We start from the raw sequence: 16,275 nt of genomic DNA on the forward strand, positions 1-16,275 counted from the left end.
CTTAATTTTTGATTTCGGTTTCATCAAAAAAATACCCCCACCCATGCCGTGAGGCGATGGGAGGGGGTATTTTTTTGAGACGTTTGGATTGTTGAAGTTAAAAGAGTGTGTGTGAGTCTAGATCATGAATGCACCGTATTCATGGTGGCTGACTTCACTCTCCACCAGAGACTGCATCACCGAACTGCATCATGGCCGCGTTGCCGCGGCATGGAGCGGCAGCTTTTGCAGCATATCCCGAACGGCCGCCTCCAGCTGGCGGTCGCGGCCTGCGATTTCATCCTCCGGCGTATTGTCGACGATCAGGTCGGGCATGGCGCCGTTGTGCTCCATGTCGGTGCCGCAAGGCAGGTACCAGCCCCGGAAGGGCGTACGCACCGTGGCCCCGTCGATCAATGAATAGCTTCCGGTGGAGATCACGCCGCCGTAGGTCTGCCGGCCCACGAGGGTGCCGCGGCCGAGCGTGCGGAAGGCATGGGCCAGGATTTCCGAATTGGAAAAACTCTTTTCATTGGCCAGCATGTTGATCGGCAGGGTGTACCGTGGGGCATCAAGCCGATCCTGAGGATAGCGGCCGTACCTGTAGGGCTCGGCTCCCGCCGGGATGGTGTAGGCGTGCTCTGAGGCCATGATGGACGTCAGGATCCGGTCGGAGGTATGCCCGCCGCCATTGTTGCGCACATCGATAATCAGCCCGTCCTTGCCTTCCGCCGCGGCATACAGATAGGCCTGAAACCGTTCCAGCGACGCCTCGTTCATGGCCTGGATATGAATGTACCCGATACGTCCTCCGGACAGTTCGGAGACGCGACGACGGCTTTCTTCCTGAAAGGCTTCATACCGGAGGTGCGCGAATTCATGGTATGAAATCGGCGTAAGAATTTTCTGGTACGCAAGCCGCCTGTTGCCCACCGGCCGTTCGAAGCCGATGATGATTTCCTGATCCACTTTTCCCCGCAAGCGAGCCAGCAACGTGTCGGATTCCTCAAAGTCCCGCATGTCGATACTCGTGACGATGTCGCCTTGCTGCATGCGGACCGGACCGCGATCCGCGGGTCCGCCGGGGATGATTTCAGTGATCCGGTAGCCTTTCCGCCCGTTCTCCAGGGCTACTTGTTCATAGTCAATGCCCAGACGCCCTGAGGGTTCACGCAGCGCCGAGCCGGGCCCAGGATTGTGGAGTCCCATATGCGAGGCCGCCAACTCTCCCAGCAAACGGTTCGTGATGTCGCTGAACTCGCCGGCGGTCCGAGCCCGGACGACCAGTTCCTCGTACTCCGCCACGAGCGCCTTCCAGTCCAGGCCTTTCAGGTCGGGACGGTAGAACGCTTCCTCGATCACCCGTGCAGCTTCCCGGAACTTCTGCAAGGACTGCTGGCGGAGATCGATTCGAATGCGATCGGAAATGTCCACTCGCGTGTTCGTTCGTCCGTTCAGCGTCGCGACGCTGACTCGGCCGTCGACAATGTAGACCACTCGGTCGCCGACAACGTTCAGGTGCTGGACCAGTGCGCGAGGACCCAGACGCTTGCGGTCGCTGCCGTCCCAGTTCACCACCACCAGCCCCTCACTGCCATTGTTGAAAACGTAGCGGTCCCCGCTGGGCGTCATTTCGTTGCCGAACTGGTTTGCGGGAGAGAAGGTGACCCGCTCCACCCGGCGCCAGGCGTTTTCCAGTTCCAGTCCACGGGAAACCTGCCATTCGGGTTGGGAAATGGAAAGCCTTGTGCCGGGCTTGCGAACCGGCAGGGGACGACGCTTTTCAGCGGCTTGTTGCGCTTGCCGGTAGTAATTGTTCATTTCGGCCCGAGTCCAGTTGTCCATGTCCGGATCAAGGTAGACCCTGTATAGATCATAGCTGTCGCCAGTTCGATTGGAGACGAAGGTCAGCTTTCGGCCGTCCGCCGACCACCTTGGGCTGAAGTCGTTGCGTGGGTGACGGGTGATGTTCACAGGTTCCTTTGACCCGTCGGCCGGCACGATAAAGATGTTCGTGCTGAAATTCAGATCGTTCTGGGCATAAGCGATATGGCGTCCATCCGGAGACCAGCGCCACTCCAGGTTGCTGTCCCAGCCCCTGACAAGGGTACGCTTGTCGCCCGTGGCAATATCCATGATCACAAGATCGCCGCGGCCGCGGCGAAAGGCGATGGAATTGCCGTCCGGGGAAGGAGAGGCATTGCGGTCATTAGTTTGCTCGGCCACAACCGGCAGAACGCTGAACTGCACGGCGTCATGCCAACGGGCCGGTTCCTGTTGCCCGGAAGCCTGAGGGCACTGATCCGGCGTCGAATTCTCTTCCGGCTCCGAAGATTCATCCTCGGGCAGATCCTGGCCCGGATCCGGGTCGACGGGATCCAGGGGATCGTTTGGCCCTACTGGAGTAAAGGGATCCTCGACCATGGTGCTGTCAAGGCTCGCATACATGTACTGCGGGTCCGGCGAAACATGGAGCGGTACGAATGCTTCGGCCGCGTTCCGAGCTTCTTCCGCGATTTCTTCCGCGATCTTGAGGGCTTCAGTCTGCCGACTTTTGTAGGCAAGCTGGATTTCCTCGCGGGTCAGTTCCACCACGGCCCTGTAGATTGAAGACGTGCCGTCCTCATCACTGGAAAAATACAAATCCAATCCATCCGGTGACCAGGCGATATCCTGATGACGCGCATGGGAATCCGGCGTCACTGCCCGGGTGGGGCTATATGCATCCACATGGCGAACATAGACCCTCCCGTAGGCGATAAAGGCCATCATCTTTCCGTCCGGACTCAATGCCGCCTCGGTCACGTCGCGGTTGATCCAGCGCAGTGCGTGGCCATCCCAACCATCATCCCCGATTCGCAGGGCGATGGGCGTGGGTTCCGCGTTGGGATCGCCCAGATCCAGGGAATAGAGGCGATCCCACACCTGAAGGACGGCTGTGCCGCCATCCCGGGAAACGTCAAAATGATGAACATCCCGTCCTGTAAAGCTCGTCAGCCGTTTTGCCTCCCGAGCATCATCGTCAAGGCGGATGAGGTAAAGGTTCACCGTGTCGAGCTGGCGGTCCGACATGAAGATCAACGTGTTGTCGTCCACCCACCTGGCGTTGCCGTCGTCGCCCTCCCAATCGGTGAGTGCCTCAAAACGGTCGTTTACCAGATCGTGAATCCAGACGTTCATGGCATCCGGTCCCCGGTAATGCCGCCGGTTCCAGTCGTGATAGTGCCCGCCGCGCGTAAAGGCGATCCGTTTGCCGTTTGGAGAAAATCGTGGATCGGAACCAAAGGCGCCGTGGAGGCGCTCGTGCTCCCCGCCTTGCGGAGATATCCGGTAGGGCCGCTGGTCGCGATAGACATCAGCCTCGAGCAGGCTGGAAAACGTGATCACCTCACGGTCCTCCTGGTCTCGCGTCCAATCCGGATTGTAGATGAAGCGATCGCTGTAGGAGAGCTGGGTTGATCGGGTGCCGTCGCGATGGATCCGCCAAAGGTTCATGTACCCGTCGCGCATGGAGGTGAAGACGATGGACTGCCCGTCTGGGCTCCAGCTTGAGTACAGATCATCAAGGTGATGGCTGGTCAACCGCTTTGCTTCGCCGCCGTTGACAGGCGCCAGCCAGAGATTTCCGCCGGCGCTGAAGACGATCTCCGAACCGTCCGGGCTGATGGAGGGAAATCGCGGCAGCTTGAGAAATTGGGATTCAGCGCAAGCCGGACTTGTGGCGGAGCCCATCCACACGGCGAGCAGCATGATCACGACAACACGCGTGACGTATCTGCACGTCCAGGCAGTTTGAGTTCCGGATTCGCCTTCCGGTTTCCACAGGCTGGTAAACTTCATGAATATCCCCAAATTGAGTGTCAAAACCTTACAAGTCATGGTGGAACGTGCTGGGTGCGGGCCACCGTCCCAACCATGTATTCCTGGCCGATGAGCCGCCGCTTAATCAAAAGCCATACCAAGAGCCGGACGACTCTGCCTTGGGTCCCGCACAAGCTTCATGCGGATCAAATGGCCGCAGTTTAGTCCGCAACAGACGGTTTTCATCTCACTTGAAGGGGAATTTCCTTCGCAAATCCGGAATCCATAGTGAGGCGACAGCAAAAATACATCCTTCTTGACGCAAGACCATGAATATTTGCGTCATCAGGGTGGTTTTTGGAATGGAGACGTCTCAACAAGCGTATCCGTTATCATTTGTGTCGCGGTATTGTTTGGAGCTATATCCACTGAATACTACTTTTTGCTTACAACCATGCAGCAGCCCAGGACTTGACGAACATCATGCGAAACGATTTGTCATTTTATTGACACAAGCCATTTTGTCGACGGTGAATACCGGAAGTTGCTGCACGGCACAATCTCAACGCGGCATGAAATGGTTTCGATATACGATCAGAGTAAACTGCTCAACTTGTGCACGTTTCGCGGAGGTTGCCAAGAGAGTGCTGAACGGGACAAACTGATGATGACAAAAAAGGTAACTGCTCAAAAAAGTCGGGCGGTGAGGTTTACCGTGAAGGAGTGTCTCCGGGATGGAGTTTCGTGATTCAGCTACTGGGGCCACGCTCCAGACGGAACTTTTCCTGTATGCGTTACACCGCTGTCGCACCGGGGTGCGGCGCTCCCTGGGTTTAATCGTTGATTGCCACAAGTTTTTGAGCAGTTACAAAAAAAGCCCCTGGCCCATGTTGTAACATGGACCAGGGGCGAATGGCTTTCTTTTGACGCTGCGGTTAATGATCCACGGCTGCTCCGGCTCCCCGGGGCGAGCGGATGGATTCCACCAGATCCTGGATTTCTTGAGGCGGGGCCTTGGTTACCGAGGACACGGCGATTGCCACGAGGAAGTTCAGGACCATGCCCACGGTACCGATGCCTTCGGCGGTGATCCCGAAGAACCATGGATCAACACCGAAGAATCGAGTCTGGATGATATAGAACATGGTGAATCCGATCCCGGCGATCATGCCGGCAATGGCCCCTTCCTTGTTCATCCGCTTGGAAAAGATTCCCAGGATGATCACCGGGAAGAAGGACGAGGCGGCCAGTCCGAAGGCAAAAGCCACGATCTGGGCCACGAACCCTGGCGGATTGATCCCGAAATACCCGGCCATGAGCACGGCTATGCCGATCATGATCCGACCGATAAGCATGCGTTGTTTTTCTGACGCCTGCCGATTGATCATCCGGTAGTACAGGTCGTGGGAAACGGATGAAGAGATGACGATCAAAAGCCCTGAGGCCGTGGACAAGGCCGCGGCCAGTCCTCCGGCGGCCACCAGGGCAATAACCCAGTTCGGCAGGTTGGCGATCTCTGGGTTGGCCAAAACGATGATGTCGCGGTCGATATACAGTTCATTGTCGTTGGGTGTGGGCTGATTGGCGACAATTCTCTGCCCGTATTCACCTCTTTCATCAGTGAATCGCGGAGCTCCTTCAAATGCCGCTCCAGCGCGAAACTGCATGATGCCGTCGTTGTTCTTGTCGATCCAGGCCACCAGTCCGGTGCGTTCCCAGTTCAGGAACCAGCTTGGCGCTTCGGCGTACGGCTGCTCGTTCAAGGTGTCGATGATGTTGTACCGAGCGAAAGCCGCCACAGCCGGAGCCGTGGTGTACAGGATGGCGATGAACAGCAGGGCGTATCCGGCGCTGATCCGTGCGGCTTTCACACTGGGCACGGTGTAGAAACGGATGATCACGTGGGGCAGACCCGCCGTGCCCACCATCAAGGCCATGGTGATGCAGAAAACCGAGAGCATGCTCATGTTCCCTTCGCCAAAGGCCGAGGTGTACTCCCGGAACCCCAGGTCCGTGGCAATGTCGTCAAGAGCCGTGAGCAGATATTGACCGGCGTACTGGCCTTCGGCGATGGTGGAGCCGAAACCGATCTGGGGAATGGGATTTCCGGTGACCTTGATGGAAATGGCCACCGCGGTGATCACGAACGCCGTGATCAGCACGCAGTACTGGGCCACCTGAGTCCAGGTAATGCCTTTCATCCCGCCCAGGGCGGCGTAGAAAAAGACGATGGCCATGCCGATCATGACCCCCGTGTTCACTTCCACTTCCAAAAATCGGCTGAAGACGATGCCCACGCCGCGCATCTGCCCGGCCACATAGGTCAGAGAAACGAAAATGGCGCAGATCAAGGCAACCAGTCGAGCCGTGTCCGAATAGAAGCGATCGCCCACGAAATCCGGCACGGTAAACTTGCCGAACTTGCGTAAATACGGGGCCAGCAGCAAGGCCAGCAGCACGTACCCGCCGGTCCAGCCCATCAGGTACACGGCGCCGGTGTAGCCGAGAAAGGAAATCATTCCGGCCATGGAAATGAATGATGCGGCGCTCATCCAGTCCGCCGCGGTGGCCAGACCATTGGCCAAGGGCGGAATCCCGCCTCCGGCGACGTAAAATCCCTTCGTGTCTTTCACCCGCGAACGCCATGCGATGGTCAAATACAGTCCGAAGGTCAAACCAACCATTATGTAGGTCCAAGCTAAGATAGACATGGCACTCTCCTGTTCTCACGGGAAGCCGTCAGCGTCTCCCGATGAGATTATTGTGATCCTATTCCTGAACGTCGTATTCCTTGTCCATTTTGTTCATCAATCGGCAATAGACAAAAATGAGTACGACAAAGACATAGATCGATCCCTGCTGGGCGAACCAGAACCCCAGGGGGAACCCGCCAATGGAAATCTTGTTCAGTAGGTTTACCAGGAGAACGCCGAACCCGAAGCTTACAAGTCCCCAAATCCCCAGAAGAATGCCGATCAGGCGCAAATTCTTTCCCCAATACTCATCCATACGTGTTTTCATCTTTACCCCTCCCGAGGATTTATGGTTGGATATGGAAACTGCCTGGAAAAGACCCCATTGCCTTTTCCTCCGCAGGGCGCCGCTCATTTGTCTTGGTCGCGGTCCGATCATGCGACCAGGGGCAGGTGGTCGAAGGGTTTTACAACCACCGCCAGCTTCGTCCGGCCAGATACAGATCCTTCAGGGTCTTGATCTTCCCGCCGTGCAGCTTGTGCACGAAAAACAGAAAGAGATAGGCTGTCTGCATGGCGTCCTGAAGCGCGTTGTGCTCGGAGAACAATGGCAGGCCGTACTCCCTGCTCAAATCACCGAGGGTGTAGGAAACGCTTAAATTGTAGCGATCATAGTAGTTTTCCCATTGCGATTCCTTGTATTGCATGGCCAGACGCATGGTATCCAGACAAGGATTGCGCAAGATGCCGCCCATGTGCTTCATCAAGGATCGGTTCACGAAACCGATGTCCAGGCCGATATTGTGACCCACCAGCAATGCCTGGCCGCAAAAGGAAACAAACTCCGGAAGCACCTTTTCCAGCTTCGGTGCGTCATCCGTCTGGCCGGGAGTGATGCGGTGAATCAGCGTACTGCTTTTGGGCACGCACTGATCCGGCTGAACGCAGGTGTAGAAGCAGTTTTGAAGATCAATGCGCATTTCCCGAATCCGCACCGCTCCGATGGAGACGATCTCGTCCCGGCGTTCATGCAAGCCGGTCAGTTCCGTATCAAAAACGATAAACTCATATTCCGTTAAGGGCTTGTCCTGACTGAAGGCGGCAAAATGCTCCCGATTGGCCTTGAGCAACGGGTGCTCCTCGGGCCTGCTCCACGACCAGGGCTGCCAGTTGGGTATCAGGCCCTGCAGTGGGGAAAACACGGACAGGATCGGGGTCATCTTCATATTCTCACGAACACGTTGGTGTAAGACGAGGACAGCACTGTGCTTCAAGGCAATTTGCGCAACGCATTGTGCCGGTTTTGTAACTCCACCATTTCCGCTTCCCTCATACATGCAACTTGAAGGACGATTTCAGATAATTCTGCAGGCTGGTAATGACCGAGAAAGCGCCCTTAAGAGTCTGTTTTTCCAACTCGGAAAGCTTCGCCGGGTCCAGATGGTTGTTCGGAACAGCTCCGCTTTCCATCAACTTCAATTGATGAACGAGGCGCATCTGCATCAAGAACTCATATGCCTCTTTGGACTTGCCGTGGAGTTCATTGGGAATGTGCCCGCCGTCGGCCAATGCCTTGAGCCGTTGAAGCGTGTTTGTCTCCCGAACGCCATGGCGCAGGGCCATCAGTCGGGCAAAGTCCCAGAATGGAACCAGCCCGCGTGCCTTCAGGTCCAGCCTGTTCTTGTGCTCGCCGTCGCGCTCTACGATGAAGCTGCGGAAAAAAGACAGCGGAGCGCGCGAGGTGACGCAGTCCTGGGCCAGATGCCGAAAGAACAGTTCCTTGCCCTTCAGCGAACTCGTCAGATGGTCACGCAGCCGCTCCGCCAGCGACTTGTCGCCGTATCCAGCCCTGAAATCGAAGAAGATGGTCGAGTGCAGCACTTCCTGGGGCTCCGGGACGCTCACCCAGCGGTCAAAATTGGCTCGCCAGGCCGAATACGGCAGCCGCCATTTCGGATTTGACGCCATGATCTCACCCAGACAACGGGGAAATCCGCAGGCCACGAGGTGTTCAATGGCCAGTTCCGAAAATTTCTCGAAATACTGTTCAGCCTTCTCCGCTTCCTGAGCATCCCGCGGATCGGCGTAAATCAAGGCATTGTCCTGGTCCGTGCGAAAGGTCTGCTCCCTGCGGCCCTCGCTGCCCATGAGCAGCCAGCAAAATGGGACCGGCGGGGGACCGAGCTTTTCCTGCAACATGGTCAACAGGCGATCCAGGATCATGTCGTTGAGCACGGTGATCACCCGGGTAATGTTGTTGGCCTTGCCGCCTTCCTCGATCAGCGGTCGAACAACCATCGGGACGTGCCTGGAAACCTCGTGCAGCCCCTCAAAGGTGCGCTGGCCGAGTATTTCTCTGAACAGATAAAGCGGCGACTGCCCCTGCAGAACCATGATGTCGTGGCTGGTGATCACGCCGACGATCTTGCCGCCGTCTTCCACGGCCAAATGGTGGATTTGGTGGGTCATCATGAACAGCAATGCGTCGAAACAGACCGCATCGGCCGGGATCGTCCGCACCGGCGAACTCATGATCTCACGCACCGGCGTCCGGTACTCCAATCCTTTCGCCACCACTTTGGACCGCAGATCCTTGTCCGTAATGATTCCGCGCACCACGCCTTTGGCATCCTCCACCAGCAGGGAGCCGATGCGCTGCCGGGCCATGTACTCCGCGGCCTTTTGCACCGAATAGGTTCCCGGTGTGGCTTCCACGTCGCGCTTGATCAGGTCCGTCACCGGAACGCTGAACAGCATCAGCGATCCCTCGCCCTTGGGCGTCAGGCGCTGGCGGCGCAGTTCGGAAAAGGATTTATGGATGTAGTTTTCGGAAAAAGACTTTAAGTAGTATTGCGCAATTCGGATATCATTCTGAACCAGGGCCAGGAAAGAATTTTTGTTCAACAGGAAGCAGAAGGTGTCCTCCACCGTCTCCACCGTCATGCTGGCCGGGGCGCCCCGGATGATGCCCAGCGCACCGAAAACGTTCCCTTCGCCCCGAAAGTCCTTCAGTGTTGCATCACCGGACTCGTCCTGCAGGTAAAGCTTCACTCCGCCTTTCTGGATCAAGTAGAGATGCGTGACTTCCGAGACTCCCTGGGTCAGGATGACGGAGCCCTTGGGAAAAAAGTCCAAGGCCGCGTCCTTGGCCAGCTCCTCCAGAGCTTCTCCTGACAATTCATTGAACGGAAGTGTGTTCCTGAGGAAATCCAGAACAACTCCGGAATTGAGCGTGTGGCTTTGCGGGGCTTTCTTGGAGAACACGCGGCAAGCTCTCTTGTTTTGAGGATAACTTTATTTTTTTATGTTGCGTCATCATTTTATTATTTGAGATGTTTTGACAAGACACCTGTTTTTAGGTCAAAGGCGGAAATCAACCGACAACAAGATGGCAAGGGCTTCTGCGTTCATCTTCAGATCGGTCATGTGCCATTGACCTGACCTTTTCAACCTTTCATGTCTACTTCGAAATTCGGACATGTTGCCCAGAATCAGGAGTAATGGCAGGTTGAGAAGGGTCATTACCCGACCCCAACCAGCTTGATCCAATCATGGTAACTACTTCAGCACGTGTTGGGTGCGCTTCCTGCGGAATCGGGGTTCGGGGTAGGAATCGAGAAATGTTAACCCCAACTTGACCTTGTTTCGATACCGATACCGATAGCGATAGCGATACCGACCCCGATAACCGGTACTGAATCCAGCTCGAGACCGAGCCAACTCAGCAACAGCAATTATGCTGATAAGTTCAAATCATGTTTTGATGATCCTCAATTCTTCTTGATTCCGGCAATTTCAGCAACTGAACACCAACGTCTTTCATGGAAACCAAATGCCGACAACCGATATGAACACACTGGACATCCTGATCCTTGTCATTCTGGGATTCACCTTGATTCGTGGGCTTTTTCGCGGCTTTATCGGCGAGATTTCCTCCGTAATCGGACTCATAGTCGGTTTCGTCCTCGCGAACAGGTATTATTCCCAGCTCACACCCCTCGTCGAAAGCATAATCCCCGACCCGGGCACAGCCCAATTGCTCAGTTATGCTCTGGTTTTCTGCACCGGCCTCGTGGGCGTGCTCATGATCGCCGCGGTATTGCGGCATCTGCTCAGGGTCGTTCTGCTGGGCTGGGTGGACCGGTTCGCGGGCGGCGTGATCGGTTTGCTCAAGGGTGGGCTGATCTGCGTTCTTCTGGTCCTGCTGCTGACGACATTTCTTTCTCCCAAGGCCGATATCCTGGTTGAATCCCGTTTGGCCCCTCAGATTAACCGCTTTTCCACCATTCTGGCGGATCTTTTGCCTGCTGAGATGCGTCGCCAGTTCGAGGATAAAAGTCAGCCTCTGCGCCAGAAATGGCGTGAAAACGTACAGCAGCGTTTGACCCGCGCCCCGGAACAATAGCCATGAATGCTGATCATCTCGCCCTGCAACGCCTGCGCGACGTTCTGGAACGGCTTCTGGGCCCCGGCGGTTGCCCATGGGACCGGGATCAGACTCCGCAGACACTGGCCGATTATCTGGTGGAAGAAGTCCATGAACTGGTGGATGCGATCCGGTCGCACAATTCCGAAGACATGCGCGAAGAACTGGGAGATGTATGGTTCCTGCTGCTGTTCGTGACCACATGGATGGAACGACAGGGTCGGTTCACCTTGAGCGAGGTGTTGGATCAATCCGCGGCGAAAATGATTCGTCGCCATCCTCACGTCTTCGCGGATGCAGAATTCGCTGATCTGGATGCGCTATGGGCCAACTGGGAAAAGGAAAAGAAAAAAGAAAAAACCGGACGAGGACCATTTGAAGGCATCCCCACCGCATTACCGCCCTTGCTGCGGGCGTACAGAATCCATTCCAAAGCCGCGCGTCTGGGCTTTTCCTGGCAGGACGAAGCAGGGGTTCGGGAACAACTGGATCAGGAGTGGCGGGAATGGCATGCCGCGGAGCATCAGGGGACCAATGGAGCGGAGGGCGGAGCGGACAAGGAGTTGGAAGAATACGGGGATTATCTGTTCACCCTGGTGGAATACGGGCGGCGCAAGGGACTCAAGGCCAACGAGGCCCTGGACCGCGCCAACCGAAAATTCCTGCGCCGCTTTGAGCAACTGGCGCTATTGGCCGAAGCCAAGGGAATCGACCTGGAAGGCCTGGATCTGGATGCCTGGAATGCGCTCTGGAGCGAGGTGAAAAATCATGAATCAGGCAAGAATTGATGAAATCCTGAATCTGTGTGCAAAGCTGACCGTGGAAGAACTGGAAAAACTGTCCAAGGATCTCAAGAAACTGCTGTTCCGGTGCCGAGTCCAGGAAAAAATCGACGTCCGCCGCGAGGACATGGCCCAGCGGCTCAGCGAAGCCATGTCGCACCGCGTGGACAAGACCGGGGATCAGTGATCATTTGCGACACTGAAATGAAGAAGCGCGGTAACTACTCTAGCTGAGGTCCGGGTTGCTTTGATTTTGCGGCCTCGCCAACTCCTTCGCCGGCTTCGTAACACCGAACCATTGCTTGAATAAACAACACTCGTGCTTCAGGAGTCCGGCAATGGTTCGGTGAACGAATCCTGGCTCAGTCAAACAGGCGAGACCGCAAAATCAAAGCAACCCGGACCATCCCTGCTTCAACTGCTGAATAGTTACGAAGCGCGAAACCCGATGAGTCGGTTCATATCAATTTTTTTATCGCCATGGGGGCAAAGGATTCGAAGAAAGACGAAAAACGAAACACATGATGTCGCGCTGTTCCAAGCATTATTCTTCTTCCCCCACCATCCGATCAAACAGCTCCTCCGCCCATTTCATCAGCCCGGGTACGGATTCCCATACATCCCGGTTCATTCGGACATAATCCCAGGCCACCATCGCGTCTTCGAAAGTGAATCCATCTTCTTCATCGCCTTCGTAGTCGTCCTCATCCGGTGCGTCGATCTCCGGCTCGAACAGATATTCGGGAACCATGGGGAAAGACTCCATGGCTTCCATCATGGCTGATTCGCCCATATCCAGGCGAGCTTGCCGGAAAAGAACGATGGCCCGACTAAAGGCCAGTTCAGGACGATCATTTTCCGGATCATTCTCCGCAAGACGCAAAACCTGATCATCTTTGCCAAGTCGCAGCATCGCTGAGCACAGCAGCGAGACAACGTTCTCTTCGTCCGTAGGGTTAAGCTTGAGATAAAGATTGGCGGACCGCTCCACTTCATCCAAATCTTCAAGAGCAAGATGCATTTCAATGGATTTGGTCAAGCAGCGGAGCATGGGGCGATTTTGGGGAAGGAGCCAGGGCAGTTTCTCTTCCGGTTTGAACTTCACCTGCCAAATGATTTCACAGGCTCTTTTCGTCAGCATGGCGACTGATCCGGATATCGACCGAACAGGTATGCCTTCCTGGGGCAGATAGAGCATGGCGGTATGCAGGTCGTCCAGGATATTGAAACTTCCAATGGCTTCAGGATGCTCTTCAAGCAGCTCCATCCATTCGTCAAAGGCGTCTGCCTCCCAGACGAGAGTCACTTCTTCTTGATCACCGTTCACGACACCCGGGCGGTTCAGCATGGGAAATACCTCTTCCCAGGACTGCTCCAGTTCCACAAGACCTTCATCTTCCGGCTGGATTACCCGGCAGGTGTCCAGGTCCATCTGGGTGATTAGGGATTCCGGATCACGGGCCTCGTCTCGCAAAGCCTGCATTGTCTCGACGACGATTTCCTCTGCCACGTCGTCAGACAGGCCGGCGCTTGCAAAATATCGCAAAAGCAGAGTCTTGTGCCCGTCTTCCCTGTCCTTGCCGAAATGCTCAAGTGGGTACAAACGGTACCATGGCGCTGGCTGGTCTTCATAACTGGCGATCCATCTCTGCAACCTCTGAACCCGACCCATGATTTCGACGTCTATTTCATTCTCGTCCTCGACATTGTCATCATCCAAGTGCATGCCGGGAACGGCCAACATCGATTTTCTCACCGCCTGGGGATCATCCATGACGGATTGCAGGAAATTCAAAATTTTTTGTGGTTCTTCCAGCTTGCCCGACACTTTGGAAATTTTGGCATGCCAGAATGCGGCACGGTCCTTGGCCTGCTGAAAGCGGGATTCGATCATCAGCAGTTGCAGTTCAAGAATGCTTAAGGAAAGCGATTCCGGGTCTTCCCGCATGGCCTGACCAAACGCCTCCCAGGCTTCAGGCAAGTCTCCCTGATCGGCCAGGATGGTGGCCTTGCGTTGCAGGGCCACGGAACGCAACGGCCCACGAGGGGCATTGTTCAGAATACTCTCAATGAAGGCCAGCTTGCGGTTAATTTGAAGACGTCGATCATACGCTTCCATCAGCAGATCAAAGGCGTATTCCGCCATGTCCGGGTCGAGACGGTTCAGCTTGCCGGAAAACACCGACTCCAAAATGGTTGTGGCCTTCTCTACCTGCCTGTTGTTCAGGAAATGTTGCGCAATGGAAATGATGGCGTTGCGGGGCACCCGCTTGCGCTCAAGGGCCTCGGTCAGGAGCTGGTCCGGCATGATATCCACCATGATATGCCAGGCTTCCTCCTCACTTAAGATCTCAATGTTCGGGTTCATTACTGCACAACACTGCTTGAACTTCTTCCCCGATCCGCAATCGCAGCGATCATTCCGGCGTTGTACGGGCAGCGGCCTGGGACGGAAGTCATTCCCCGGCAAGGGGGTGGAGTTCCAGATTGTTCGGGCAAATATTGTCGCCATTTGATCCTTAGTCTTGGCGTCAATTTGAGCCAGGGAAACATCTTGGCCGAGATAGTCTGGAAAAACCCGGCGAGCCCAGGTCATGAAGCGAGAGGGATCTTCATGTCGCAGGATCTCGGCGAGGGAGTCTTTCAACAAGCGAACAAAGTCGATCGAATCTGGTATATTGCCTTGCATGGGTGATTGTACTCGTTGATTTGTCTGTAAGGTTGATTATCACTATGGCGTATTTTCAGCATAGAACGTCGCACCGAGCGATACAAGTTCGAAGATCCTTTCGGCGACTTCCTCCGGATTCAAGCCCGCCGTGTCGATGAGCACGGCATCAGCCGCGGGTTTGAGCGGGGCGATGGCCCGGTTGCGGTCCTGATCGTCGCGCCGGCGCAAATTGGCGGTCAACACGTCCAGATCCTCCTCCACACCCATTTCCTTGAGCTGCAGCCAGCGCCGTCTGGCCCGTTCCTCGGGTGTTGCTTCCAGGAAAAACTTGAAGCGAGCCTGGGGAAAAACCACGCTGCCCATGTCTCGTCCCTCGGCCACCAAGGAGGTTTCAGCTCCCAGACGCTGCTGGGCCTGCTTCAATATCGCCCGAACCACATCCAACCGGGCCAGATTGGAGGCCCACATCCCCACCTCCTCCTGCCGGATCTCCTCGCCCAAGGGCTCCCCGTTGAGCAGCAATACCGACTCCCCGCCCCGTCCTTGCAGGAGGAACTCCAGCCCGGCAAGACCGTTTCGCAGACGATCTTCGCTCCAGGTCCAGCTTTGGGGCCCCAGGTGCAGGGCAAAGGCCCGGAACATGGCTCCGCTGTCCAGATAGGCAATGCCCAATCGAGCCGCGACCATCTTGGCCACCGTGGTTTTGCCCGAACCGGCAGGTCCATCCAGGGTGACGATCAGAGGTTGGGCCAAAGATTGTTCGCGGGATTGTTCAGCCATGGAGCACGGCCTCCAGTTCCCGGATAAAAATCTGATTTTCCTCTTCAGTCCCAATGCTCACCCGCAGATATTCATCCAGACCGTAGCTTTTCAGAGGCCTGATGATCACTCCCCGGCGCAGCAATTCCTGAAAGACATCCTGGGCCGACAGCTTCTTGCGACCGTCTCGACCCGGCTTGAAGAGCAGAAAATTGGCTTGGGAGGGAAAGACACGGCATCCCAGTCGTTCCAACTCCGCAGACAGATATATCCTACCTGATATCACGCATTCCAAGGTGGCCCTAACGAAATGATGATCCTGTAACGCGGCCATTCCCGCGACTTCGGCGAGACTGTTCACGCTGAAGGGAGGCTTGACGCGGATCAGGGCATCCGCCAGCCAGGGCGGCATGACCCCGTATCCCAGACGCAGCCCGGCCAATCCGTACAACTTGGAAAAGGTTCGAAGCACGACCACGTTGGGCATTTCTTTCAGACGCGGCAACAGGGAATATTCGTCCATGGGTTGAGCAAAATCCATGTACGCTTCATCAACGATCAGCAAGGCATGGGGGGGCAGCTGCCCGGCAATGCTTTCCAGTTCCTGGACCTTTGGCGCATATCCGGTGGGATTGTCCGGAGTGGTCACGAAAACCATGGCTGTTTCATCCGTCACGCTTTGCAGCATTCGGACCCATGGGAATTGGAAATCGTCATCCAGCGGTATGCTTCGCACTTCCACGCCGCACAATCTGGCAAGAAGGCGATACATGCTGAAGCTGGGCTCGAAAAGCAGGACATGGTCCCTGCCCGGCCGGGCCTTGACCCGGATCAGCAGATCAATGATCTCATCCGAGCCATTGCCGGCCACGATCCATTCCTCCGGCACGTCCAGGTGACGGGCCAGGGCCGCGCGCAACTCCGGACTGCCCGAACGCGGATAGCGGAACACGCCGCCGATATGCTTGGCCAACGTATTTTGCACCAGGGGAGAAACGCCCAGGGGATTCTCGTTGCTGGCCATCTTGATTACGCGCTGTAAGTGGTATTTCGATCGAATCTCGTCGATGGACAGTCCTGGACTGTAGGGGCTGAAGTCTTTGATTTCGGGGCGAACAAAGGTGTCGGGTTGCACATTATTCTCCATAAAAATGACCAATGGAG

The 16,275-nt window shown here is 55.9% G+C and carries 11 protein-coding genes; 3 read left to right on the forward strand and 8 right to left on the reverse strand.

Features of this window, described 5'->3' with window-relative positions; genetic code table 11:
• Positions 1-189 precede the first annotated feature (189 nt).
• The 5 genes from ACYQ15_RS11430 to ACYQ15_RS11450 form a co-directional block, all read right to left on the reverse strand.
• On the reverse strand, positions 190-3,819 hold the full coding sequence (locus ACYQ15_RS11430; RefSeq protein ID WP_459937639.1) for a S41 family peptidase: 3,630 nt from the start codon (positions 3,817-3,819) through the stop codon (positions 190-192).
• 896 nt (positions 3,820-4,715) lie between these two features.
• Positions 4,716-6,491: a sodium:solute symporter family protein gene (locus tag ACYQ15_RS11435; protein ID WP_459937640.1), complete on the reverse strand. Its 1,776-nt coding sequence runs from the start codon at positions 6,489-6,491 to the stop codon at positions 4,716-4,718.
• A gap of 58 nt (positions 6,492-6,549) precedes the next feature.
• Complete coding sequence (locus ACYQ15_RS11440) at positions 6,550-6,801, reverse strand: DUF4212 domain-containing protein (RefSeq protein ID WP_459937641.1); 252 nt, start codon at positions 6,799-6,801, stop codon at positions 6,550-6,552.
• A gap of 139 nt (positions 6,802-6,940) precedes the next feature.
• Entirely contained in the window at positions 6,941-7,699 is a 759-nt protein-coding gene (locus ACYQ15_RS11445; protein WP_459937642.1) for a 3'-5' exonuclease, read from the reverse strand.
• A gap of 103 nt (positions 7,700-7,802) precedes the next feature.
• Positions 7,803-9,737 carry a DUF294 nucleotidyltransferase-like domain-containing protein gene (locus tag ACYQ15_RS11450; protein ID WP_459937643.1) on the reverse strand — a complete coding sequence of 645 codons (1,935 nt, stop codon included), beginning with the start codon at positions 9,735-9,737 and terminating at the stop codon, positions 7,803-7,805.
• Between the two features lie 568 nt (positions 9,738-10,305).
• On the opposite strand from ACYQ15_RS11450, the gene ACYQ15_RS11455 reads away from it, so the two are divergent.
• Genes ACYQ15_RS11455 through ACYQ15_RS11465 form a run of 3 tightly spaced genes read left to right on the forward strand, consistent with a single transcriptional unit; the run spans position 10,306 to position 11,868 of the window.
• Positions 10,306-10,878 (forward strand): CvpA family protein, encoded by a 573-nt coding sequence (locus ACYQ15_RS11455; protein ID WP_459937644.1) that lies wholly within the window; start codon positions 10,306-10,308, stop codon positions 10,876-10,878.
• Positions 10,879-10,880: 2 nt separating this feature from the next.
• Positions 10,881-11,687, forward strand: coding sequence for a nucleoside triphosphate pyrophosphohydrolase (mazG, locus tag ACYQ15_RS11460; protein WP_459937645.1), 807 nt, complete (start codon positions 10,881-10,883; stop codon positions 11,685-11,687).
• Positions 11,668-11,868, forward strand: a complete 201-nt coding sequence (locus ACYQ15_RS11465; RefSeq protein ID WP_459937646.1) for a hypothetical protein — start codon at positions 11,668-11,670, stop codon at positions 11,866-11,868. The genes mazG and ACYQ15_RS11465 overlap by 20 nt, the downstream gene beginning before the upstream one ends.
• Before the next feature lie 357 nt (positions 11,869-12,225).
• Here the strand turns inward: ACYQ15_RS11465 and ACYQ15_RS11470 are convergent, their stop codons facing one another.
• The 3 genes from ACYQ15_RS11470 to hisC form a co-directional block, all read right to left on the reverse strand.
• A complete protein-coding gene (locus ACYQ15_RS11470) occupies positions 12,226-14,277 on the reverse strand; it encodes an SEC-C metal-binding domain-containing protein (protein WP_459937647.1) in 2,052 nt (683 codons plus the stop codon).
• Between the two features lie 135 nt (positions 14,278-14,412).
• Positions 14,413-15,132 (reverse strand): (d)CMP kinase, encoded by a 720-nt coding sequence (gene cmk, locus ACYQ15_RS11475; protein ID WP_459937648.1) that lies wholly within the window; start codon positions 15,130-15,132, stop codon positions 14,413-14,415.
• Positions 15,125-16,246, reverse strand: a complete 1,122-nt coding sequence (gene hisC / locus ACYQ15_RS11480) for a histidinol-phosphate transaminase (RefSeq protein WP_459937649.1) — start codon at positions 16,244-16,246, stop codon at positions 15,125-15,127. The genes cmk and hisC overlap by 8 nt, the downstream gene beginning before the upstream one ends.
• Between the last annotated feature and the right edge of the window lie 29 nt (positions 16,247-16,275).

It is taken from the genome of Desulfonatronum parangueonense (genome assembly GCF_054656975.1).

Excerpts from the sequence above, each read along its gene's own strand:
- ACYQ15_RS11440 (WP_459937641.1), bottom strand. The coding sequence starts at position 6,801 with ATGAAAACACGTATGGATGAGTATTGGGGAAAGAATTTGCGCCTGATC.
- mazG (WP_459937645.1), top strand. The coding sequence starts at position 10,881 with ATGAATGCTGATCATCTCGCCCTGCAACGCCTGCGCGACGTTCTGGAA.
- ACYQ15_RS11470 (WP_459937647.1), bottom strand. The coding sequence starts at position 14,277 with ATGACCTGGGCTCGCCGGGTTTTTCCAGACTATCTCGGCCAAGATGTT.
- cmk (WP_459937648.1), bottom strand. The coding sequence starts at position 15,132 with ATGGCTGAACAATCCCGCGAACAATCTTTGGCCCAACCTCTGATCGTC.
- ACYQ15_RS11465 (WP_459937646.1), top strand. The coding sequence starts at position 11,668 with ATGAATCAGGCAAGAATTGATGAAATCCTGAATCTGTGTGCAAAGCTG.
- ACYQ15_RS11455 (WP_459937644.1), top strand. The coding sequence starts at position 10,306 with ATGCCGACAACCGATATGAACACACTGGACATCCTGATCCTTGTCATT.
- ACYQ15_RS11445 (WP_459937642.1), bottom strand. The coding sequence starts at position 7,699 with ATGAAGATGACCCCGATCCTGTCCGTGTTTTCCCCACTGCAGGGCCTG.
- ACYQ15_RS11430 (WP_459937639.1), bottom strand. The coding sequence starts at position 3,819 with ATGAAGTTTACCAGCCTGTGGAAACCGGAAGGCGAATCCGGAACTCAA.
- ACYQ15_RS11435 (WP_459937640.1), bottom strand. The coding sequence starts at position 6,491 with ATGTCTATCTTAGCTTGGACCTACATAATGGTTGGTTTGACCTTCGGA.